Source organism: Nocardioides sp. NBC_00368 (assembly GCF_036090055.1).
In the GTDB taxonomy this organism is placed as follows: Bacteria; Actinomycetota; Actinomycetes; order Propionibacteriales; family Nocardioidaceae; genus Nocardioides.
The window spans coordinates 5260467-5283054 of record NZ_CP107970.1; the positions used below are offsets into that span (position 1 = coordinate 5260467).

General features: G+C 71.0%; 20 protein-coding genes. 8 read left to right on the top strand and 12 right to left on the bottom strand.

What is annotated here, in order from left to right; genetic code table 11:
- Window positions 1-10 precede the first annotated feature (10 nt).
- The 8 genes from OG984_RS25125 to OG984_RS25160 all read right to left on the bottom strand — a co-directional run bounded on the left by OG984_RS25125 (window position 11) and on the right by OG984_RS25160 (window position 6630).
- Window positions 11-1258: an MFS transporter gene (locus OG984_RS25125; RefSeq protein ID WP_328528888.1), complete on the bottom strand. Its 1248-nt coding sequence runs from the start codon at window positions 1256-1258 to the stop codon at window positions 11-13.
- 40 nt (window positions 1259-1298) lie between these two features.
- The gene (locus OG984_RS25130) at window positions 1299-1916 is read right to left on the bottom strand and encodes an HD domain-containing protein (RefSeq protein WP_328528889.1); all 618 of its coding nucleotides are present in this window, start codon (window positions 1914-1916) and stop codon (window positions 1299-1301) included.
- 17 nt (window positions 1917-1933) lie between these two features.
- Window positions 1934-3130 carry a phosphoglycerate dehydrogenase gene (gene serA, locus OG984_RS25135; RefSeq protein WP_328528890.1) on the bottom strand — a complete coding sequence of 399 codons (1197 nt, stop codon included), beginning with the start codon at window positions 3128-3130 and terminating at the stop codon, window positions 1934-1936.
- Window positions 3131-3204: 74 nt separating this feature from the next.
- Window positions 3205-4053, bottom strand: coding sequence for a L,D-transpeptidase family protein (locus tag OG984_RS25140; RefSeq protein WP_328528891.1), 849 nt, complete (start codon window positions 4051-4053; stop codon window positions 3205-3207).
- A gap of 115 nt (window positions 4054-4168) precedes the next feature.
- On the bottom strand, window positions 4169-4825 hold the full coding sequence (locus OG984_RS25145) for an exonuclease domain-containing protein (RefSeq protein WP_328528892.1): 657 nt from the start codon (window positions 4823-4825) through the stop codon (window positions 4169-4171).
- A gap of 55 nt (window positions 4826-4880) precedes the next feature.
- Entirely contained in the window at window positions 4881-5300 is a 420-nt protein-coding gene (locus OG984_RS25150) for a hypothetical protein (RefSeq protein ID WP_328528893.1), read from the bottom strand.
- Window positions 5301-5338: 38 nt separating this feature from the next.
- Entirely contained in the window at window positions 5339-5635 is a 297-nt protein-coding gene (locus tag OG984_RS25155) for a DUF2087 domain-containing protein (protein ID WP_196872797.1), read from the bottom strand.
- Complete coding sequence (locus tag OG984_RS25160) at window positions 5632-6630, bottom strand: TIGR01777 family oxidoreductase (RefSeq protein ID WP_328528894.1); 999 nt, start codon at window positions 6628-6630, stop codon at window positions 5632-5634. The genes OG984_RS25155 and OG984_RS25160 overlap by 4 nt, the downstream gene beginning before the upstream one ends.
- Window positions 6631-6721: 91 nt before the next feature.
- On the opposite strand from OG984_RS25160, the gene OG984_RS25165 reads away from it, so the two are divergent.
- Both OG984_RS25165 and OG984_RS25170 read left to right on the top strand, forming a co-directional pair.
- Window positions 6722-7333: a hypothetical protein gene (locus tag OG984_RS25165; RefSeq protein ID WP_328528895.1), complete on the top strand. Its 612-nt coding sequence runs from the start codon at window positions 6722-6724 to the stop codon at window positions 7331-7333.
- On the top strand, window positions 7330-7953 hold the full coding sequence (locus OG984_RS25170; RefSeq protein ID WP_196872800.1) for a TetR/AcrR family transcriptional regulator: 624 nt from the start codon (window positions 7330-7332) through the stop codon (window positions 7951-7953). Before OG984_RS25165 ends, OG984_RS25170 begins: the two co-directional genes overlap by 4 nt.
- 42 nt (window positions 7954-7995) lie before the next feature.
- Here OG984_RS25170 and OG984_RS25175 read toward each other — a convergent pair whose 3' ends face one another.
- Entirely contained in the window at window positions 7996-8292 is a 297-nt protein-coding gene (locus tag OG984_RS25175; RefSeq protein ID WP_008360921.1) for a DUF1905 domain-containing protein, read from the bottom strand.
- A 71-nt stretch (window positions 8293-8363) separates the two neighbouring features.
- Between OG984_RS25175 and OG984_RS25180 the strand changes: the two genes are divergently transcribed.
- The 3 genes from OG984_RS25180 to OG984_RS25190 are packed head-to-tail and all read left to right on the top strand — an operon-like array spanning window position 8364 to window position 9759.
- Window positions 8364-8825 (top strand): pyridoxamine 5'-phosphate oxidase family protein, encoded by a 462-nt coding sequence (locus tag OG984_RS25180; protein ID WP_328528896.1) that lies wholly within the window; start codon window positions 8364-8366, stop codon window positions 8823-8825.
- Window positions 8815-9459, top strand: a complete 645-nt coding sequence (locus OG984_RS25185) for a hypothetical protein (RefSeq protein ID WP_328528897.1) — start codon at window positions 8815-8817, stop codon at window positions 9457-9459. Before OG984_RS25180 ends, OG984_RS25185 begins: the two co-directional genes overlap by 11 nt.
- Before the next feature lie 42 nt (window positions 9460-9501).
- The gene (locus tag OG984_RS25190) at window positions 9502-9759 is read left to right on the top strand and encodes a hypothetical protein (RefSeq protein WP_328528898.1); all 258 of its coding nucleotides are present in this window, start codon (window positions 9502-9504) and stop codon (window positions 9757-9759) included.
- Window positions 9760-9762: 3 nt separating this feature from the next.
- On the opposite strand, the gene OG984_RS25195 is transcribed toward OG984_RS25190, so the two are convergent.
- The 3 genes from OG984_RS25195 to OG984_RS25205 form a co-directional block, all read right to left on the bottom strand.
- Entirely contained in the window at window positions 9763-14424 is a 4662-nt protein-coding gene (locus tag OG984_RS25195) for a family 78 glycoside hydrolase catalytic domain (protein ID WP_328528899.1), read from the bottom strand.
- A 110-nt stretch (window positions 14425-14534) separates the two neighbouring features.
- Window positions 14535-16184, bottom strand: a complete 1650-nt coding sequence (locus OG984_RS25200; RefSeq protein WP_328528900.1) for a DNA repair helicase XPB — start codon at window positions 16182-16184, stop codon at window positions 14535-14537.
- Between the two features lie 49 nt (window positions 16185-16233).
- On the bottom strand, window positions 16234-18234 hold the full coding sequence (locus OG984_RS25205) for a helicase-associated domain-containing protein (RefSeq protein WP_328528901.1): 2001 nt from the start codon (window positions 18232-18234) through the stop codon (window positions 16234-16236).
- A 282-nt stretch (window positions 18235-18516) separates the two neighbouring features.
- On the opposite strand from OG984_RS25205, the gene OG984_RS25210 reads away from it, so the two are divergent.
- The 3 genes from OG984_RS25210 (at window position 18517) to OG984_RS25220 (ending at window position 22517) form a co-directional block, all read left to right on the top strand.
- Window positions 18517-19344 (top strand): PP2C family protein-serine/threonine phosphatase, encoded by an 828-nt coding sequence (locus OG984_RS25210; protein WP_008360931.1) that lies wholly within the window; start codon window positions 18517-18519, stop codon window positions 19342-19344.
- Complete coding sequence (locus OG984_RS25215) at window positions 19341-21227, top strand: FHA domain-containing protein (protein ID WP_328528902.1); 1887 nt, start codon at window positions 19341-19343, stop codon at window positions 21225-21227. The genes OG984_RS25210 and OG984_RS25215 overlap by 4 nt, the downstream gene beginning before the upstream one ends.
- Before the next feature lie 126 nt (window positions 21228-21353).
- Window positions 21354-22517, top strand: coding sequence for an RDD family protein (locus OG984_RS25220; protein WP_328528903.1), 1164 nt, complete (start codon window positions 21354-21356; stop codon window positions 22515-22517).
- Window positions 22518-22588 lie beyond the last annotated feature (71 nt).

Here is a 22588-nt window from a genome sequence, read left to right on the forward strand (position 1 = left end):
GCCGCGGTGACTACTCGGCCGGCGCGGGCGACTTCTCGCCCGGCGGGACCGACGCCTCGGCCGAAGGGGTGGACATCCGACGCACGGTGAGCCAGATGGCCGCCGCGATGAGCAGGCCGAGCCCGCCGCCGAGGACGAACCCGCCCTGCCAGCCGATCAGGTCGATGGCGAACCCGGCGGTGGGTGCGCCGACGGCGCTGCCGAGGGTGATCGCCGAGCCGTGCCAGCCCATCACCTCGCCGCGTACGGTCGAGGGGACGCGGCTGGTGATCGCCTCGAGCGCCGCGGTCAGGGTCGGCGCGCAGAAGAAGCCGCTGAGCAGGAGCAGCGCGGCGAACGAGATCGTGTCCCAGGCGAACGCGGTGAGCACCGTGGTCGCGCCCAGCAGGACGAGCATCACCGCGGCGGACGGGTGGCGGTTGAGCGCGCCGTAGACGAGCGCGCCGACCAGGGAACCGAGGGCCCAGATCGCCATCACCAGGCCGAGGAGGGCGGTGCGGTCGAAGTCGCGCATCGCGGCGACGGTGCCGAGGTCCTCGGCGATGAGGATGAGCGAGGCGGTGAAGGTGCCGGCGAGGAGGAGTACGACGCCCGGGCTGACCCACGACGGAAGTGCGAAGCGGCGAGCCGGGACACCGGAGTCGCTGGGGACCGCGTCGCTCGGTACGGCCGGCTCGCCCTCGGTGATGCTCGGGTTGAGCAGCCACAGCACGATGGCCGCAGCGATCCCGAGCCACTGGGTCACCAGCAGCGCCCACGAGGTGCCGAGGTAGCTGGCGCTGAGCACGCCGATCACCGGCCCGACCATGAAGGCGAGCTCCGTCATGATTGCGTCGGCGCTGAGCGCCGCGGTGCGCTGCCCGGGTTCGACCGAGCGGAGCACGACCTGGCGCACGATCGACCAGGACGGCACGGTGAAGAGCCCGGCGACGGCGATCAGCGCGATCAGCGGAAGGTAGCCGACCCAGGGCGCGATCGACCAGGCGATCGGGAGGATGGCCAGCGGCAGCAGGAGCGTACGCCGCAGGCCGAGGCGGTCGAGGAGCCGGCCGAGCCAGGGCCCTGAGATCGCCATCGCGATCGCCAGCACCGTCGAGACCAGGCCGGCCTCGGCGTAGGAGCGGTCCAGCGGGCCGACCACGTGCAGGGTCACGATGACAGAGGACGCCGGCATCGGGATCCGCAGGAACAGACCCAGCACGAGGATGCGGCGAACGTCAGGAATCCGCCACAGGTCGGCGTACGTCTGGAAGCTCACCACGAAATTCTGCCACCGGTCCGACCGACCGGGCGAATTGTTATCGGTCAGGTGACAGATATGTGGTGAGGGTCTCCATCTCGGCCGAGATGTTGGCCCGCGCGGCGGCCTCCCAGCTGATCCGCGCGAAGGGTGTCGAGAAGAGCGACTCCTTTTCCAGCAGCCGCTCCAGAACCTGGGCGCGACCGTCGCGGAACTCCTCGTCGGACAGGTGCTGATACTCCTCACGGACCGTCGCGACGTACTCCTCGTAGCGCTCCGCCGGGGCCGCCAGGATCGCCAGGTCGGCGTCGGAGAGCACTCGGCCGCTGTGGTCGTCGGGCTCCGGGTCGTGGGTCTCGGTCAACCGCACCAGCCGGGCGACCTCGGCGACCACGTCGGCCTCCAGGTAGGCGGCCAGCGCGTCCTCGGCCCAGGCTGCCGAGCGTTCCTCGGCGTCCCGCTCCCCGTCGTAGACGGAGTCGTGGAAGAAGGCCGCCAGGGTGACGGTCAGCGCGTCGAAGCGCTCTCCCTCCTCCCGCAGCTCCTCGATCCGGTCCAGCACCTCCGAGAGGTGCCGGCGGTCGTGGTAGCGGCGGGTCGGCTCGTCGTACGCCGCCAGAACCTCACCGAGAAGGTCGGTCGCCTCTGGCAGCGGCCAATGTCGAGGGAGCTCCATGGGCCAGAACGCTAGCGTCAGGCGTGGTAGGCGCGCACCCACCTGGTGTGCGGGTTGCCCGCGATCTTCTCCAGCGTCGTGGGCGGCACGCTGGTCACATCGGTGACCACGAAGCCCGTCTCGCCGCTGGTGGCCAGGTATTGACCGGTCACGTTGACGCCCTCGGAGGCGAGCAGGTTGTTGAGCTCGGCGAGCACGCCGGGGACGCTGTCGTGCAGCAGCGCGAGTCGCGAGCCCTCCGCCATCGGCGGGGGCTGGACGGCCGGCAGGTTGACGCTCAGGGCGGTCGAACCGGAGCCGATGAAGTCGCGCAGCTTGCCGGAGACGAACCAGCCGATCTCCTCCTGGGCCTCCTGCGTGGAGCCGCCCACGTGGGGGGTCAGGATGACGTTGTCGAGACCCTGGAGCGGGCTCTCGAAGGCGTCGCCCTGGGCCTTGGGCTCGATCGGGAAGACGTCGAGCGCGGCGCCGGCGATGTGTCCGGACTCGATGTGCTTGCGCAGCGCGTCGTTGTCGACCAGGAAGCCACGTGCGGCATTGATGAAGAGCGAGCGCGGCTTCATCTTCGCGAACTGCTCCTCGCCGAACATGCCCAGGTTGCCCGGGCGTCCGTCGATGTGGATGGAGACCACGTCGGCCTCCGCGAGGAGCGCGTCGAGGGACTTCATCCGGCGTGCGTTGCCGTGGGCGAGGCGGTCGGCGATGTCGTAGAAGATGACGTACATCCCCAGTGCCTCGGCGACGTTGGACAGCTGGGTGCCGATGTTGCCGTAGCCGATGATGCCGAGCGTGCGGCCACGGACCTCGTGGGAGCCCTTCGCGGACTTGTCCCAGACGCCGGCGTGCATCTTCTCGGTCTTCTCCGGCAGCCGTCGGGCCAGGGAGATGATGTAGCCGATGACCAGCTCGACGACCGAGCGGGTGTTGGAGTAGGGGGCGTTGAAGACGGCGACGCCGCGCTCGGCGGCTTCGGTCAGGTCGACCTGGTTGGTGCCGATGCAGAAGCAGCCGATCGCCTTGAGGTCGGTGGCCGCGTCCAGCACCCGCGGGGTGATGTGGGTGTTGGAGCGGATGCCGAGCAGCGTCACGCCGGGCAGGTCGGCCACCAGCTCGTCCTCGGAGAGGGACTTGCTGCGCAGCTCGACCTCGAAGCCGGCCTTCTCGAGGTTCTCGACAGCGACGGGATGGATGTTCTCCAGGAGCAGCGCCTTCATGGCTCAAGCCTAAGGCGCGCGGCGTACGCCTCCTCAATCGCGCCCGAGGGCCGGACGCCGGTCCGTGGCGGTTCTCAGGACCAGTAGATGACGACGCCGTCGCCGATGTTCACCTGGTCGTAGAGCGAGGTGATGGCGCCGTAGTCGCGCACGTTCACGCAGCCGTGGGAGGCGCCGTTGTAGCCGTTGGCGGCGAAGTCGGGGGAGTAGTGGACCGCCTGGCCGCCGGAGAAGAACATCGCGAACGGCATCGGGGTCTTGTAGATGGAGGAGACGTGGTCGCGGCTCTTGGCGAAGACCGAGAACTGGCCCTCGCGGGTGGGCAGCTCCTGCGAGCCGAACCGCACCTCGACGCTCATCTGCACCGTGCCGCCGATCACCCAGCGCAGCATCGAGGTGGACTTGTCGATGCACATCACCCGGCCGGTCAGGCAGCGCGGGTCGAGCTTGCCCGCCGGGACCGGGGGCGGGGCGTCGGTCAGCTCGGCCGCGGTCGGCTCGCGGGTCATCGCGTGGAGCCGGTCGAGGGTCGTCTGGTCCACGAAGCCGGTGACCGCGATGCCGCGCTTGGCCTGGAATCCGGAGACGGCCTCGGTGGTGACGTTGCCGTAGAACCCGGTCACGCCGGCGTTGAACCATCCGATCTGCTTCAGGCGCGCCTGCAGGTCACGTACGTCGTCGCCGCTGTCGCCCTTGCCGAACAGCCGCGGGCCCGAGGTGGGGGACGGCTTCGGCCTGGGCTTGGGCTTCGCGCTGGGAGTCGGGGTGGGCGTGGCGCTCGGCGACGGGCTCGCCGAGGAGGAGCCGGCGGTCGAGGCGCTGGCCTCGGGGGCGGCGGCCGGCTCGGTGGCGCATGCTGCGAACGTGGTTGCCAGCAGGGCGGCGAGCGCCCCCGCGATCAATGCCCGCTTGACCATCTTCATCGCCTCGCTCCGGACCAGGGCCCTCCAGGTTAGATCGGGCCGACGACATACTGATGCCCGAACGGGGTCCTCCGGTTGCATTTGTTCGGGAGACGTCCCGCGTGATGGGACGATCTCAACGAGATGGTCGAGCGAGGCGGCTGAACCAGCGGCGCACGGTTCGCTTCAGCCGGTGTCGCGCGCTGTTGCACGCGACCAGCGGCAGCGTGAGGCCGGCCCGGTCGGCGTCGGCCAGCTCGCGCAGCAGGATCTCCGCGGCCACCCGGGTGTCGTCACCGGCGTCGTGCGCCTTCAGCTGCTCGACCGCGTAGTAGGCGGCGATGGTGGCCAGCGACTTGTCCGGCACGTCGAGGGCGAGCGCCTTCGCGAACCGCATCGTGCACAACCAGTCCAGGACCTCCAGCCGCACACCGGCACGGTCGGACTCCACGGCCACGAACGCCCAGTCGAACGCGGCGTTGTGGGCCACGAAGACCCGGCCGGCGAGGCGCTCGGCAATCATGGCGGCGACGTCCCGGAAGGGCGGGGCGCCCGCGAGATGGGCGCTGGTCAGGCCGTGGACCTCGACCGGCCCCGGGTCGACGCCGGCGCCCGGGTTCACCAGCGTCTCCCACTCCGACTCGGCGGTGCCGTCCGCGGCGATCTGGCGGATCGCCACCTGGATCACGCGGTCGCGGTAGGGGTCGAGCCCGGTGGTCTCGACGTCGAGGACCGCGAAGCCCCGTCGGTTGCCCCGGGCTTCGCTTCGGCCGCGCGGTTCGGTGGTGGTCACAGTGCTGACGCTATCGGTGGGCACCGACAGTTCGGCTCGTGTCCCCGCGCGGTCGTCAGCCGGCGACGACGCCCAGGCCCACGACGGCCACGATGATGAGCACCAGCACGACCATCATGAGGACGAACCCGAGGACGCCGGGCTTGCGCTGCTTGACGTGCCCGATCGCACCCTTGCTGAACCCGGTCAGCGGAGAGGCGTAGAAGACCGGCACCGTCTGCCCCTCGGCGACGTCACAGCTCAGCGACGCCTTGCCGAACTTCCAGGTCCACTGGGTGTACATGTCGACGTTCCAACGGCCCGGCGGCACCGGGAAGACGTTGCGTCCGTACTGCGTCGGCATCTGGTGGCCGTTGAGCAGCACCGTCGGCACGATCAGGTTGGAGGTCATGTGGCTGCCCTGGATGGTCAGGTCGATCCACCCCACGGGCGGCTGTCCGGGCACCGGCTGGCCCGACTGGTCCGGCATCGTCATGGGGCGCATCATGCCCGATCGGGCAGAGGCGTCGCCGCTCAGATGTCGACGCTCCCGCCATCGCGCCAGTAGAAGCCGCCCTCGCGCATCATGAACCCCTCCTCGTAGAGGTAGCGGCGCAGGGCGGCGACGTCCTCGTGGAAGCGGCCCAGGATCTCGTTGACCTCCCGCTCGGGATAGACCTTCCCGAGCTCGAAGGACTGCGCGAGCTGGTTGAGCACGACCAGCTTCTTGACGTGCTTCGACGGGATCGTGAGCAGCCGCCCGTCCTTGCCGAAGAACCGTCTCAGGGTCTCGGCGTCGTCGGGTCGGGGCTGCCAGGTCGCGCGGGTCACCCGTCCATCGTGCTCCCCGCATGCGCGCGATGCGAATGGTTTCTCCGCCGCCGTGCTCGGGCGACGAGGTCGCGGGCGGCCGCCTCCCACTCGGGGAGCTCGAACTCGAAGCCCGCCTCGAGCAGCCGTCCCGGGGCGACGCGCCGGCTCTTGAGGAGCAGCTCGGTGTCCGAACGCATCACCCAGGCGCCGATCTCGGCCATCCAGGCGGTGGCGGGCAGCCCGATGGGCATCCCGGCCTCCGTGCGCAGCACGCGCATCAGGTCGCGCTGGGGCAGCGATCCGGGGGCCGCCATGTTCACCGGCCCGGAGATGTCGGCGCGCTCGATGAGCAGATCGCAGGCGCGTACGAAGTCCCGCTCGTGGATCCACGAGACGAACTGCTCGCCGCCGGCGACCGGGCCGCCGAGGCCGAGGCGGGCCATGGTGAGAAGTACGTCGAGGACACCGCCCTTGTCGGGGCTCATCACCATCGCCGAGCGGAGCGCCACCTTGCGGGTCTGCGGGGTCGCCGCCGCGGCCTGCTCGGCCTCCCAGTGCTTGGCGATGCGCGTCGAGAACTCCCAGTAGCCGGGCACGTCCGGCTCGTCGCCGCCGATGATGCCGGTGGCCTCGTCGTTGGGCGCGTCGAAGCGGTGGGCGTAGATCGTCGCGGTGCTCATCTGCAGCCAGACGTTCGGCGGGTCGGCCGCCCTCGCGATGGCCTCGCCGACGACCCGGGTCGACTCGACCCGCGAGTCCATCATCTGCGTCAGGTTGGCAGCGGTGTAGCGGCAGCTGACCGTCCGGCCCGCGAGGTTGACCACCACGTCCGCGCCGTCGATCTCCTCGGCCCACGGACCGATCGTGCGGCCGTCCCAGAGGCGGTGGCGTACGCCGTCCTCCAGTACTTCCGGGTGGCGGGAGAGCACCACGACCTCATGTCCGCGAGTGCTCCAGGCACGTCGCAGGACGCCTCCGACCTGGCCGGTTCCGCCGGGGATCACGATCTTCATACGAGCGACCTTAGAACCTATTTGAGCGATCGCTCAAGATCTGCGCTACCTTAGATTTGAGCGATCGCTCAAATGACTCGAGGAGGCGTACGTGGCGGAGCGGATGTGGTCTGTGTTCTGGGCGTTGTGCCGGTGGTGGTTCTTCGGAGCCGTCCTCGGTGTGGTTGTCGGAGGAGGCGTGGGGAGCGTGATGGTGCCGGTCTTCGGGACGCTCATGGGCGCTTGGTACGGCGGCTTCGTCGGCGCCGTCGTGGGACTGATCGCCTCGGCACTGGTCGCGCCGGCCGTGCTGTTGCCGTCGTCGCCGGTCTTCGACCGGATCTGGCCCGGCCTCGTGGGGTTCGGGATCACCTTCGCGCTGGGGTTCGCGATGTTCGTCGAGAACGACGGCCCGGGCGTTGCGGGTGAGAGCATCGGCGCCCTGCTCGCCATCGCCGGCCTCTCCGGGGCGGTGGCGGCCTGGTTCGGAGAAGCCGTGATACGCGGCGTACGGATCCCGCTCCAGCACACGGTGATCGGAGCCGTCGCCCTGGGCATGGTCTGCAGCATCTCGAGCGCCGTGGTGGGCCTGTCGGATACCGGGGCGTCCGAGCCGGGCGTCGTCGCCGTGGCCATGCTGTTGGCGCTCGCCTGCGGGGGCATACTCGGCTGCGTGCTGATCCTCTTCGACCTGCTCGTCACCCAGGAGCCCGCCGCAGAATGAACCCCACCAAGGCCAAGCTGATGTCGGCGGTCACCGACCTGCTCAAGGAGGACGGGATCGCCGGTGTCTCGGCGCGGGCGGTCGCCGACCGGGCGGGGGTCAACCAGGCGCTGGTCTTCTACCACTTCGGGACCGTCATGGACCTGGTCGACCAGGCGTGCCGGGCGGCGACCGACGAGGCGGCGGCGTCCTACCGCGACGAGCTCGCCGAGGTGACCTCGCTGAGCGAGCTGCTGGCGCTCGGGCGGGTTCTCCACGAGCGGGAGCGAGCCGCGGGCAACATCACGGTGATGTCGCAGCTGCTGGCCGGTGCGCAGCGGGACAAGACGCTGGCCGAGACAGGTCGCTATGCGATGGGCCGGTGGAACGAGGAGATCGAGGCCGCGGTCGCCCGTGCGCTCGAGGGGAGCCCGGTCGAGAGCGTGGTGGACGCGCCCGGCCTGTCGCGCGCGATCAGCTCGGCGTTCGTCGGCCTGCTCATGTACGACGGGGTGGACCGCCCCGGCGCCGATTCGGCCTTCGCCGCCCTCGAGCAGCTCGGCTCGCTCGTCGAGGTCATCGAGGATCTCGGCCCGGCGGCCCGGCTCGTGCTTCGCTCCCGGCTCAAGGGCCGCGGCTAGCGCCGACCCGTCTCCACCCGCCTGTGCCTGGTCCCGCGGGCGTCAGACGAGGGTGATGGACACGAGCGCGCGGTCGCCGACCTGGAGGTCCTCCTTGCGGCGTACGGCCTTCTTGATCGGCAGCGCATAGCCTTCCTGACCTGGGAAGACGGACGTTCTCCAGATGGTCGTGCCGATCCGCGCCTCGACCCTCACCGAACCGAAGCCGCGGGGCGGGCCGGTCGCGACCGACGCCTCCCGGATCTCCTCGGTGACCTCGGGCGGAGCGGTCACGAAGATCCAGGCATCGGTCTCGCCCTTCCACGGCCACAGCTCGGCCTCGAACTCCCAGGTCTCCATGCGCCCATCCTCCTCCAGAACTCCCCAGAAAGCCGTAGGTCGCCCGCTCGGTCGGCGACTAGGGTGCGGCCATGGCTGACCCTCGCTCACTCGACCAGAGACTCGCCGACACCCGCGCCCGTCTGGAGAACGACGTCGACCTGTGGATCGCGTCGGCGCACGACGACCAGCCGTGGCTGGTGCCGATCTCCTTCGTGTGGTGGGAGGGCGAGATCTGGATCGCGAGCATGGGCGGGGCGCGTACGCAGCGGAACCTCTCCGCCTCGCCGGCCGTGCGTCTCGCGCTCGGCGAGCTGCGCGACGTCGTGATCATCGACGGTCGCGCCGAGGTCGAGCCGATGGAGCGTACGCCGCCGCGGGTCCTCGAGATCTACGCGGCCAAGCAGGGTGGCGACCCGAGCCGCTGGGCCGACAGCCTGATCCGGGTCCGGCCGACCAAGGTCCAGGCCTGGCGCGAGGAGAACGAGCTCGAGGGACGTCATCTGATGCGGAACGGCCGCTGGCTGGACGAGGGTGGGTCGGATGGAAGCTGAGCTGACCGAGGACACGTTCCGCGCGCTCGCCCGATCGTCGCCGTGGCGCTTCACCGCACTGCACTTCACCTGGCGGACGTGGCCGGACGTGGACGTCGAGTGCTGGCTGCGCCGGCCCGGCCGGCTGCGGGTCCGCGACGCCCGGGGCGATCGAGTCGTCGAGGAGGAGGCGAGCGCGCTTCCGGAGCCGGTTCTGCGCGCCGACGGTCTCGTGGCGAGCCGGCCGCGCGCCTACACCCACGACATCGACGACCCGATGTGGGACAACTACGTGTTCGTGTCGATGCTCGATCCCGAGGAGCTGTCGGAAGATGTGACGCTGAGCGACCTGCGCTCGGAGCCGCTGGCCGGCCGGGAGACCTGGTGGGCGCGGGCCGTGCCCGGTGAGGGGTACGAGCCGCGGTGCGGGTGCTGTCCGCTGCTGTGGTCACGGATCTCCGACTGGTACGAGTACGGCGACGGGGCCCCGGAATGGGAGCCGCCCGCGGGGACGGTCTACCCCGAGGCGTACGACATCGCGCTGGACGTCGCGACCGGGGTCGTGGTGCGGCTGAGCCCGGTCGGCGGCTCCCGGTCCGACCTCGCTTTCGAGACCACGATCCACGAGGCAGAAATGTCGGTGGCCTCTGCTTAGGTGGTGGTGAGGACGACATCCGATCCAGCCGGAGGAGATGTCATGACCATCAGCACGACCATCGATGAGGAGATCGAGCGGCTCGAGGAGGAGCTCGGCGAGCGGCCCGCCTGCGAGTGCAGCTGTGGCAGCCCGGACAGCGACGCAGAGCCTTGTGGCGAGGCGGCGGCGTACGCCGTGACCGTGATCTGTCCCGACGACCGCTGCACCCACACCTATCTGCTGTGCCCGGAGTGCCGGGACCAGTGGGTCGCGAACTGCCCGCCGCCTCATCAGCTGCGCGTCGTGGCGCTCGGATGAGCCTCACCCCACCGGCACCACCCACACGTCTGCGACCGACGGGTCGTAGTCGGCGCCGGTGTCCTGGAACCGGATCCGCATCGAGCCGTCAGCGGTCAGTGCCGAGGGCTCCACCAGGAACTGGTGGGTCATGGTGCCCTGGCCGCCGGCCGTGCGGGTCAGGTCGACGCTGTGCGCGACCTGGCCGTCCAGCTCGACGTCGTAGGTCTTGCGTCGCGCACCGTCGAACGTCTCGACGACGCGGACCACGAACCGTCGGTCCACCGGCACCGCGGCGTCGAGCTCGAACCAGCCGCCGGGGTAGGAGGAGTGTGTGTAGCGGCGGGTCAGACCGGCCTCCTGATTGGTCCCCGACCGCTCGGAGGCGGTCAGCCCGTGGGCCGACTCCGAGGTCGTCTCGCCGAGATCGATGTGGTCGGTCGAGTCCGCCGGTGGCGTCGCGAGGCCGACGGTCACGGTGGCTGCCGCCTGCTCCGTCGGTGTGGCTCCGGTCGAGACGGTCAGGGAGACCGGACCTGCCACGACCGTCTGCGGCACGACGACCTCGATGTCGATGTCGGCGTCCTGGCCTGCCGGGATCTCGAAGCCCGCCGGCTCCGCCGACCAGCCACCGGGTCCGGCCAGCGACAGGTCGCCGCGCTGGGTGACGCCGCTGCGGTTGTGCAGCGTGGTGGTGATCGTCGCGGTCTGCCCGCCGTCGACCGACGCCGGGGCGCTCGACGTCGCGGTGATCTGCACTCCGGAGCCGACCAGGAGGGTGCCTCCCACCGGCAGCGTGGCGGTGCCACCCGAGCGGCTGTAGGACAGCTGCCCGGTCAGGTCGACAGGACCCACGGCAGCATCTCCGGGCACGCTCACCTCGTAGGTGTGCTCGACCTGGCCACCGGCGGGCACGGTGTCGGTGTGGGCGCCGACCGGTTCCGCCGTCCAGCCCTCCGGCAGCGTGAGCGACGAGGCGACCTCCTTCAGCGACTGCTTGCCGGAGTTGTCGACTCGCACCGAGACCTCGACGGCATCACCGGGGAGCACCTCGTCCGCGGGCACCTGCAGCGTGGCGACCGCGCCGACCAACCTGGCCGATGCTCGGGAGAGGCTCTTCCCGATCGCCGTCAGCCGGTTGCGCAGGCCGGTCGCGGTCGCTTCGGAGAGGGTGCCGTTGTCGGCGTACATCCGAACTGTCCGGTCCAGGTTCGCGACCGCCGCGAGGGCGCGGTGGACCGCCTCGGCGATCCGCTCCTCGTCGGCGTCACGGGCGGCGAGATCCCATGCCTCGCCGATCTCGGCGCGCAGGGATGCGGTCCGATTCGCGAGGTCGCGCTTGGCGGCCCTGCCGGCGGGACCGTTGAGCGACAGCGAGGAGACGTCCACAGCCGCCTCGGCGGCTTCGGCCCGGGCGGCACCGATGTCACCGAGCGCGGGCGCGACCCTGAAGCTGTAGTCGCCGGACCCGATCTCCAGGACGACCACGTGCGCGTTGCCGTCGTAGCGCACGAACTCGACGTCCTCCGAGTTCTCGATCGGCGATCCGCCCTCGGTCACCGCCCAGCGGTTGGCGGCCGGGATCCGGACCTCGGCGGTCGTGTTCGCCGGGACGGTCACCTCGAGGGTCATCGGCCCGTCGTCGGTCGCCCAGGCGCTCTTCACCGTGCCGTACGGGGTCTGCAGGCTGTAGTCGACGTGCTCGACACCCGCGCCGGGCTCGGGTGCGATCGTCACCTTGCGATAGCCGGGCTCGGCCGCCGAGACGCCGGCCATGGTGCGATACATCCACTCGCCGACGGCGCCGTAGGCGTAGTGGTTGAAGGAGTTCATGCCCACGTCGTTGAAGGTGCCGTCCGGGTTGATCGAGTTCCAGCGCTCCCAGATCGTGGTGGCGCCCTTGCCGATCTCGTAGCCCCACGACGGGTAGTCCTCGTGCTGCAGCAGCCGGTAGGCGATGTCGGTGCGTCCGGCCTTGGTCAGCGCCGGCAGCAGCCCGTCCACACCGAGGAACCCGGTGGAGAGGTGGTAGTCGCGCCGCTCGAGCGTCTGCACGAACTGGTCGTAGACCGCGTCGCGACGGTCCTCGGGCTCGAGGTCGTTGGTCAGGGTGAGGATGTACGCCGTCTGGCTGTCGCCCTTGACGGAGCCGTCAGCGGCGATGAACGCCTGCTGGTAGGCGGTCCGGATGGCCTCGAAGCGGGCCTGGTACGCCGCGGCGTCGGCATCCCTGCCGACGGCCTTCGCCATCTGCGCGAACTCCCGGGTGCTCTTCGCGACGAACGCTGTGTCCAGGACGTCCGCGGGGGTCGGGTCGTCGAGGTTGAGCCAGTCCAGGTAGCCACCGGCGGACCGGATGTGTCCGGTCGAGTCGGCGTCGAGGAAGTCGACGTACCGCTTCATCATGTCGTAGTTCTCCGTGATGACGCCGGTGTCGCCGTAGGCCTGCCACAGCGTCCAGGGCACGTGCACGCCCGCGTCCATCCAGCCGGCCGACTCGTAGCCGCCGTCGAAGCGACCGGGTACGACCGGGGCGACGCCGGGCAGCGACCCGTTCGGGCGCTGGGTGTCGCGCAGGTCCTGCAGCCACTTGGTGAGGAACGACTCGGAGTCCATGTTGTAGACCGCCGTGCGGGCGAAGACGTTGATGTCGCCGGTCCAGCCCATCCGCTCGTCACGTGCCGGGGTGTCGGTGGGGATGGAGAGGAAGTTGCCGCGCATCCCCCACACGATGTTGCGATGCAGCTGGTCGACCAGGTCGGAGTCGGTGTCCAGGGTGCTGGTCAGGTCGCCGTCGGTGCCGACCACGACGCCGACGATGTCGGAGGCGTCGGGGGCCTCGTCCAGCCCGGAGATCTCGACGTAGCGGAAGCCGTGGAAGGTGAAGGACGGCTCGAAGGTCTCGGGCTCGTCGGAGCCGATCGTGTAGGTGTCGGTGGCCTTCGCGGAGCGCAGGTTGGCCGTATAGAGGGTGCCGTCGGGGTTGAGCACCTCGCCGTGACGGATCGTGACCGTCTGACCCTTCTCGCCCTGCACGGTGAGGCGGACGTGGCCGACCATGTTCTGCCCGAGGTCGTAGAGGTAGACACCGTCCGTCGGCGAGTCGATCCGCTCGGCGGTCTCGAGCTCCTCGGTGACGCGTACGTCGACGGCCGTCTGCGGCTCGAGCACGTCGGTCGGCTCGTCCCTGACGGCGACCGGTGCCCAGTCCTGGGCGTCGAACCCGGCCTCGTCCCAGCCGTCGACCTCGGCCGCGCGGCGGGCGTCGTACCACTCACCGTCGAGGAGGTCGGCCTCGCGGGTCGGCCCTCCGGTCGTGCGCCAGGTGTCGTCGGTGCGGACGACCCGGCTGGTGCCGTCGGCATAGTCGATGACGAGCTCGGCGATGACCGAGTTGGCGGTGCCGTAGACGTCGGTGCCGAACATCGCGACCTTGCCGGAGTACCAACCGGGAGCGACCTCGGCCCCGAGCACGTTCGAGCCCGACGTCACCAGGTCCGTCACGTCGTAGGTCTGGTAGTCGATGCGCCTGTCGTAGGCCGTCCAGCCGGGCGCCAGCTCGGTGTCGCCGACCCGCTTGCCGTTGAGGCGCAGCTCGTAGACACCGCGTGCCGAGGCGTAGACCCGAGCGCGGGTGACCTGCTTCGATCCCAGGTCGACCTCCTTGCGCAGCAGCGGGACCGCGTCGTCGCCGCGAAGCCACGCCTCGCCGCCGGCGTTGTCGACCCGGAGCCCGTCGGCGGTGACGGTGCCGGCGGTGAAGGTGCGGTCGCCGGCCGGGAAGTCGGTGTCCACCAGAACGGCGCCGGACGCGCTGGTGACGGTCACGTCGTGGACCAGTCCGTGCTCGGACCCGCTGGTGCGGAAACCCATCACCCCGGGCCCGGCGAAGGTCGCGTCGGTGCGCCGGTCGAGCTGCTGGCCGTCGATCGAGGTGGTGATCGTGTCGCCGGCGACGGTGATCGCGTAGTCGTGCTCGGCGGCGAAGTCGAAGCCGCTCGGGACCGGCTTGGCCGGGAGAACGGAGTATCCGCCGTTGCGCTTCACGTGCGGACGGAGCGAGTCTTCGGCATCGCTGAACTGCCACATGTACGCGTTCTCGGTGTTCTGGCCCCGGAAGTAGACGCCGAGCGCTCCACCGATGTCGGAGGCGGTGAACTCGATCGTGTAGTCGGTCCACTCCGCGCCCAGCTCAGGAGTCTTCGCGCCGATCCAGTCCGCCGTCCACGCCTCGTTCCCGAGGCCGGTCGCGAAGGTCGCCGGATCGCTCCATGCGGACGCAACACCCTCGTCGTCCCAGACCCGCACCGACCACACGTAGTCCGTACGCGGCTTCAGGGCGGGCCCGGCGTACCGGATGTCGACGGACTGCCCCGACCTCACCTTCCGGCTGTCCCACACGTCGGGTGACGTGAGCCGCCGCTCCGAGGTCGCGACCCGGATCTGGTACGCCTTCTGGGTGACCCCGCGGCGATCGGAGTCGACCTGCCATCCCAGGGTGGGAGCGGTCGTCGCGATACCGAGAGGATCGACGAGCGCATTCGTACGCAGCTCGCTGACGGCGGGGACGGTGCCCGTCACCACGTCCTCGGTCGACGGGACGGCGCCGGCGGCGAGTGGGGGCAGTGCGGGCGAGAGGGCGATGGCGAGGGTGGCTGTGACCAGCCCTGCGATGTGTCGGCGCACGCGGACTCCTGAGGTCGAGGAATTGAAACGCTTCAGCGAGTATGGCGTGCGTCACATTCGATCGCAGTGATATGGCCGCATCCGGCCACGATCAACGATTCAAATGAAGGTCAGGAGGTGAGGTCGCCGAGGGACTCGGCATCGACGATCCGGTACGCGTAGCCCTGCTCGGCCAGGAAGCGCTGGCGGTTCTGGGCGAAGTCGGCGTCGACGGTGTCGCGAGAGACGATCGTGTAGAAGTGCGCGGTCTTGTTGCCGTCGCCGGGGCGCAGCAGACGGCCCAGGCGCTGGGCTTCCTCCTGGCGGGAGCCGTAGGCCCCGGAGACCTGGATCGCGACCTCGGCCGAGGGCAGGTCGATGGAGAAGTTGGCGACCTTGGAGACGACCAGCAGGTCGATCTCACCGGACCGGAAGGCGTCGAAGAGCCGCTGGCGCTCCTTGACCGACGTCTTGCCCTCGATCACCGGGGCGTCGAGGGAGGCGGCGATCTCGTCGAGCTGCTCGAGATACTGCCCGATCACCAGCGTCGGCTTGTCGGCGTGGGAGGCGACGATCTCCTTGACCACGTCGATCTTGTGGTGCGTGCACGAGGCGATCCGGTAGCGCTCGTCGGGCTCGGCGGTGGCGTAGACGAGCCGCTCGTCGGCGGGCAGGGTCACGCGCACCTCGACGCAGTCCGCCGGCGCGATCCAGCCCTGCGCCTCGATGTCCTTCCACGGAGCGTCGTAGCGCTTGGGGCCGATCAGCGAGAAGACGTCGCCCTCGCGCCCGTCCTCGCGCACCAGGGTGGCGGTCAGGCCGAGGCGGCGGCGGGCCTGCAGGTCGGCGGTCATCCGGAAGATCGGGGCGGGCAGGAGGTGGACCTCGTCGTAGACGACCAGACCCCAGTCGCGGGCGTCGAGCAGCTCCAGGTGGGGGTAGGCGCCCTTCCGGCGGGCGGTCAGCACCTGGTAGGTGGCGATCGTGACCGGCCGGATCTCCTTGACCGACCCCGAGTATTCGCCGATCTCGTCCGGGGTCAGTGAGGTGCGGCGTACGAGCTCGTCCTTCCACTGGCGCGCGGAGACGGTGTTGGTGACGAGGATGAGCGTGGTCGCCTGAGCATGCGCCATCGCGGCGGCGCCGACCAGCGTCTTGCCGGCACCGCAGGGGAGCACGACGACGCCGGAGCCCCCGTGCCAGAAGGACTCGGCCGCTTCCGACTGGTAGGGGCGGAGTGCCCAGTCGGTGGTGTCCAGCGCGATCGGGTGCGCCTCGCCGTCGACGTAGCCCGCGTAGTCCTCGGCCGGCCAGCCGATCTTGAGCAGCGCCTGCTTGAGGTTGCCGCGCTCGGAGGGGTGGACGACGACGGTGTCCTCGTCGAGTCGCTCGCCCAGCATCCCGGAGACCTTCTTCGCCCGGACGACCTCCTCCAGCACCGCGCGGTCGGAGGAGACCAGCACCAGCCCGTTGGCCGGGTTCTTCTCCAGCCGCAGCCGGCCGTATCGAGCCATCGTCTCGGCGACGTCGACGAGAAGCGAGTGCGGCACGGGATAGCGCGAGAACTCCAGCAGCGTGTCCACCACCTGCTCGGCATCGTGCCCGGCCGCGCGGGCGTTCCACAGCCCCAGCGGGGTGAGGCGGTAGGTGTGGATGTGCTCCGGCGACCGCTCCAGCTCGGCGAAGGGCGCGATCGCCTTGCGGCACTCGCCGGCCCGGGCATGGTCGATCTCGAGCAGGAGCGTCTTGTCCGACTGGACGATCAGGGGGCCGTCGTTCACCGGACCAGCCTACGGGCCGAGCGATGCCGCGAGATCTCATGGCGGCGGCTCACGCCGGCCGGACGCTCCTGATCCGGGACAGTGCGAAGGAGCGCTCGTCGTCGTCGACCCGGGCCGTGAGCGAGCCGCCGTCGAGGCTCAGCGGCTCGACGCGCGCCTCGCCGGCGACCCCGCGACCGTCGACGTAGGAGATGACGACCTGCTCCCCGGCATCGATGGCTTCGTGCAGGATCGCCATCGTCGAGGCCGGCTCGGGCGGGGAAGGTCGTGATGAGGCCGTCTCGTCGCCGGCCTTGACGCGCGCGGCCACCGCGGTCGCGCGTACGGTCAGGTGGGCCTCCTGGGCACCCGCCGGACGCTGCGCGTTGCGAGCCTTGGCGCGCTTGGCGTCGGGGCGCGCCACATGGACCGACCCGTCGGGCGCCTCGACGACCGGCGCCAGGCCGAGCTCGCGCAGCCGGGGGAGGAGCGAGTCGAGCGCGACGGTGCTGACGACGACCGTCGGCGCGAGCCGGCGCAGCCCCAGGGACTCGGCCGCCGGATGGGCCAGCAGCTCGGCCAGCGCGGCCTCGTCGTCGCTGCGCAGGTAGGCGGCGGCGAACCCGACCCGGACCGTCCCGAACGTACGCGCCGTGTCATCGACCAGGTAGGTCAGCGCCTGCGGCACGGGGGTGCGGGAGGCGGCGGTGAGGAACGCGTGGATCTCGGTGGCGGTCCAGCCACGGTCCATCGCCCGGCGCACGGACTCCTTGGTGAACCGGTAGACCGTCGCCCCGCCGTGAGACTCCACCGTCGCCACCACGGCCAGGGTGCGGGCCAGGGCGGGTTCCAGCGGCCCCGGCGCGACCGCGGTCAGGTCGCCTTGCAGCAGGACGTGGTCGACCGGCTCCGGCAGCAGCCCCGCGAGGATCGGGACCGGGTCCTCACCCGCCACCAACCCCCGTCCGTACGCAGCCAGCCCCCCGAACGCCGCCAGCCCGAGCGTCTCCGCCTCGGTGAGCGTCCAGGCCACCAGCGACTCCCGGGACTCGGTGCGGCTGCGCGGCCGGCGCGGCCGTTCCCAGGCCAGCCGTGCCACGACGGCGGCAGGGCCGGTGCCGGCGGCGAGCACCTCGCCCTCCGGCACGCCTGCGAGCAGCTCCAGCGTCAGCCGCCGCATCTCGACCGCCGAGGCGCCGGCCATGTCGGGCGCCAGCGCGTTCCACGTCTTCCCGGCTGGGTCGCGCTGGCCGACCAGTCCGGGGAGCCGGGGCGAGGCGAGCCAGGCCGTGGCCACGTGCGCCCACCGGGCGGCCAGCGGCTGCTGCAGCCACTGGTCGAAGAGCTCGGTCGGCATCCAGGACGGGTCGCCCTCCTCGTCGGTGCCCAGGCCCAGCAGGCCGGAGGACCAGGACACCTCGATCAGCAGGGCCGCGGTGGGCTCGGTGACGTGGAGCCGCTCGGCGGTCGTCTTCAGGTCGCGCACCGTGAGGCCGGTCCCGCCGCGCAGCGACCGGGGTGGGGTCGCGCCCCAGGCGTCGAGGAGCAGCTCGAGGTTGCGGACGAGCTCGAAGGCGGCACCCGCGGCCGCCCTGTCGACCAGAGCGGACGCCCGCGCGGAGGTCGGCAGCGAGGGTGGGACGTCCACCCGGTCGCGCGTCGTCCGCCCGCCGCGGAGTGTGAGTCCGACCTCACCGGGCAGGGTCAGCATCCCGTCGCCCGAGGACACCAGCAGCCCGTGGGCGATCAGCTCCTCCGCCGGCCCGGAGGCCTCGGCCACCGAGACGCGCGGGCGCGCGCGGGAGGAGGACGCCTGCCCGCCGGCGGCGTCGACGGCCTCCAGCATCGCGCGGGCCTCGCCGGAGACGGCCGCCAGGCGGCGTACGACTTCTTCCTGGTCAGCCCCGGGATCGCCGGCGAACGGCTGCAGGCCGGAGGCGCCCGGGGAGCCCCGCAACACAGCGGCGACTCCGGTCACGGCGCGCAGGCCGCCGAGGGAGTGCCAGACCAGGCCGCTGTCCTCCAGATGAGAAAGTGCCCGTGTCGCGGCGTCCACTTCCGCGTTCACCATGGAAGATAAGTGGGCTTTGGTGATTTGATTCGCGAGGGCAACGGCATCAAGCACGATCAGCTCGAGATGGTTAAGGTCATCCATCGCGTAGTGCAAGGATGTGCGAGTGGCTGCTCGGGCGGCGAGTTGGCCGGAGTCATGAGGGGACGGCGTGGCGAGATCAGGACGAGCAAGAAGCAGGCGTGAGATGCGCTCTGTGGGCCAAGAGCGCAACTGGTCTGCAAGAGAGCGGAAGCCTGTGTCCATCGGCATCACGCTATCCCGTCAGGCCTAGGGGGCGAGATGTCCAGGAAAGTAGTGATCGCGCACGGGGCGGCGACCGATGTCGGCCAGGTGCGGAAGGTCAACGAGGACTCCCACGTGGCCGAGCCCCCCGTCTTCGTCGTCGCCGACGGCATGGGTGGCCACGACGGTGGTGACATCGCCAGCGAGATGGTGATCCAGGAGTTCGCCAAGCTCGGTGGCACCCACTACGTGTCCGAGTCCGGCAGCCAGGCGATGGTCGAGGCGCTCCAGGCTGCCCAGGACCGGATCGTGGCCTTCGCGCTCGAGCAGCGCTCGCGCGGGGCCTCGGACTACCAGTCCGGCACCACCTGCGCCGCGGCCCTGATCGCCGACGGCGGGAGCAGCCCGTTGTGGATCCTCCTCAACGTCGGCGACTCGCGCATCTACCGATTCTTCGACGGTACGTTGAGCCAGCTCAGCCGCGACCACAGCCTCGTCCAGGAGCTCGTCGACTCCGGGCAGATCACGCGCGAGCAGGCCGAGCACCACCCCGAGCGCAACGTGGTGACCAGGGCGCTCGGCGGGATGGCCCCCGCGGTCCCCGACATCTTCCAGGTGACCCTGCCGGTGGGCGCCCGACTGATGCTGTGCTCGGACGGGGTGAGCGGGATGATCTCGGATGCCGAGATCGCCGACATCCTCGCCGCCGAGGACACCGATGCACGTGACACGGCCGAGAAGCTCGTCGCCGCCGCGGTCGAAGCGGGCGGCAGGGACAACGCCACCGCGATCGTGGTCGATGTGATGGGATTGGCCGAGGAGAACCCGTATGACTCGGAGCAACAAAGGGTGAGTATGGAGCAGAAGCTAGGAGTGCTGCCATGAGTGAATCAGCAACCGTCGCAAGCACGTCCTACACGCCGGGCACTTGGTTCGGCATCATCGGTGAGAGCGCCACGGTGCTGCTCCCGCCCTCGGAGAAGAGCCGCGCGGGAGCCCTGTGGGCTCTCGTCGACGACGGTGCCGGGTTCGACGAGGTGCTCGACGCGCTCGTCGCGACCGGGCTCAGCTCGTTGCCGGGCTTCGTCCTCGTCGCCGGGGACGTGACGCCTGACGGCGGCAGCGTACGCACCGTCGTGCGCGGCCCGTCGGTGGTCTCCTTCGAGGCCGGTGAGGGTGCCGTCGAGGTCGACGGGTCGTCGTCGAAGACGTGGGTCGAGCGCACCCTCGAGGGCGTCACCCGGATGTCCATCTCCCTCGGCGAGGAGGGCGCGACCGGTGAGCCGATGACGGCGCTCGGTGGCCTGCTGCGGGTCTCGGGCCTCGAGGTCCCGCCGCCGGCCCCGGAGTCCAGCCAGGACGACTCGCCGGAGAGTCGCGCCGGCTTCGTGCCGGCCCCGGTGGCGGTCGAGGAAGCCGCCGACGACACCGACGACAGCTTGGACGAGCCGGCGCAGGCCGACCCGCTCACCGACCCGCTGCCCGAGGAGACCTACCCCGACTCCGTCGAGGAGCAGGGTCTGGAGGAGGACGAGCCGGTCGCGGCTCCGCCCTCGCTCTCGGTGGTGCCCCCGATCCCGGTCTCGGGTGACCTTCCCGGTCTCGGCGCCGACGCGGACTCCGACACCGACTCGGACGAGCCGGTCTCGGTCAACCGTGGTGACGAGCCCGGCGAGGCGTCGGCCCCGCGCCACGACGACCTGACCGAGCCGACCGACGCGTTCGAGATGCCGGCCGCGTCGCAGGACTCGTCGCAGGACGCCGACGACCAGGACTACCCGGAGTCGGCCTCCCGGAGCTACGAGGACGACTACGCCAGCGACGAGCACGCCGCCGCGGTGGCGTCGTCCTTCGGACCCTCCGCGGTATCCCCGGAGCCGGTGTCCGACGCCGAGGTCGCCCCCGACGCGGAGACCGAGGTTCTCCCCGCCGTCGAGGCGGAGCAGTCCTACGACGAGCCGCAGTCCTACGACGAGCCCGAGTCCTACGAGCCCGAGTCCGCACAGGCGCCCGACTTCGGTCCGCCGTCGATGCCGCCTCCGCCGCCCCTGACCGCGCCTCCGCCTCCGCCCGTCGACGCGCCCGCTTCCTTCGAGGACGCGCCTGCCGCCGGCCTGATCGAGTCCGCGCCGGTCGACGCCCCGATCGAGGCGCCGCCCGTGGACGGCCCGCCCCCCGCGCCGCTGACCGACATCCCGCCGGCCCCTCCGGCCCCGCCCGCCTTCCCGGCCCCGCCCGCGCCGCCGGCCCCGCCGGTGGCTCCGGTCCCCGAGACCCACGACGAGCCGGTCTGGGAGGAGCCCAACCCCGATGAGGACGACCACGACGGTCTGACCCGCATCGGTGTCGGCGAGGACCTCAACGCCGGTCTCGCCGGGATCCCCGGCCAGCCCGAGGCCCCGAAGGTGACCGCCTACCCGGTCGCGCGCCTGGAGTTCTCCAGCGGCGACCGCGTCGAGGTCGACCGGGTCGTGCTCGTCGGTCGTGCTCCCGAGGCGAGCCGGTTCACGCCCACCGAGCAGCCGATGCTGGTGACCGTGCCGAGCCCGCACCAGGAGATCTCCTCGACCCACTGCGAGATCCGTCCGGGTGCCGGTGTCGACCACGGTGCCGCGGTGGTCACCGACCTCGGCTCGACCAACGGCACCGTCCTGGTCCAGCCCGGGCTCGGCCCGGAGGACCTGCGTCCCGGCGTACCCGTCCAGCTCATGCCCGGCGCCGTCATCGACCTCGGTGACAGTCTGACGATCCGGGTGACCAACCCGTGAGCGATCGGCTCTCGCTCGTGTCGCCGTCCTCCTCGGAGACGGCGGCATGAGCGAGCGTCAGCGAGCGCCGATGGGCCTCAGGTCGTCGCCTCCGTATTCTTTGTTTTTTCGCACGGAGGCGGCGGCATGAGCGTGGCCGGCCTCCAGGCTCCGTCGGTCGAGGCAGCGATTGCGGAGCCGGATCGCCGGTTCTACGCGTTCGCCATCGACCGGGTGATCGCGTGGGCGATCTTCGCCGCGGCGGGATTCGCCGCCTGGCTGATCTTCTTCCGCAACGGAAACGCGCTGGCCGGGATCGGCCTGGTCGCCGGTGTGGTGCTGGTGGTCTGGCTGGTCGGCACCGTCCTCACCGGCTCCGGTGGAAAGACCCCCGGCAAGATGGCCCTCGGGCTCCGCGTGGTCAGCGACGACTCCGGGGCCGCGGGTCGCCCGATCGGCGTCGGCAAGGCGTTCGTACGCCAGGCACTCCTCGGTCTCTGCACGATCCCGACGCTCGGCATCGGCACCGCCACCTTCGCCTGGGTCGCGGCGATGGACGAGCGTGGCCGCCGCCAGGGGTGGCATGACCGCCGTGCGGGCTCGGTCGTGGTCGACGTACGTCCTCCGGCCGTCGTCGAGGCCGAGGAAGAGGCCCCGGCGCCGCGCCGCATCGTCAACCTGACCACGATGCGGCTGAAGCAGGCAGAGGCCACCCCCGAGCGCGCCGAGCGGCCGCAGACTCCGGCGGCTCCGACCCAGAGCACCGCAGGCCAAGCAGCGGCCGCGCAGGCCGTGGCCGAGGCTCAGGCGGCTCCGACCCAGGTCGGGGTGCCGGTCGCTCGTCAGGCGCCGGCGGCTCCCGTCTCGCCCCCGGCCCCTCCCGCGCCGCCCGCCCCGCCTGCCCCTCCGGCAGTGGCGCCCGCGGCGCAGCCTGCCCCTCCGGCACCGCCCACAACGGCCCCGCCGCTCGCGGCGACGGCTCGTTGGCGGGTCACGTTCGACACCGGCCAGAGCTTCGTGGTCGAGGGCCTGGCCATCGTCGGCCGCGGCCCCGAGCCACGCCCCGGCGAGGAGGTCTCCCACCGGGTGGCCCTCTCCTCGAGCGACATGTCGCTGTCCAAGACCCACGCCCAGTTCCAGGTCGCGGCCGACGGCACCCTCGTGGTCATGGACCGCGGTTCCACCAACGGCACCACCCTGATCCGCCAGGGTGCCGCACGCGCCCTCGGCGCCCGCCGGCCCGCGGCGCTCGTCGACGGCGACAAGGTCAAGTTCGGCGACCGCACCATGGATGTGGTTCGCGAGGCCTGACCCGCTCGCGCCGAGTCTGCAGTTGTGGGCGACGAAACAGCAGTTTCGTCGCCCACAACTGCGTTCTCGCG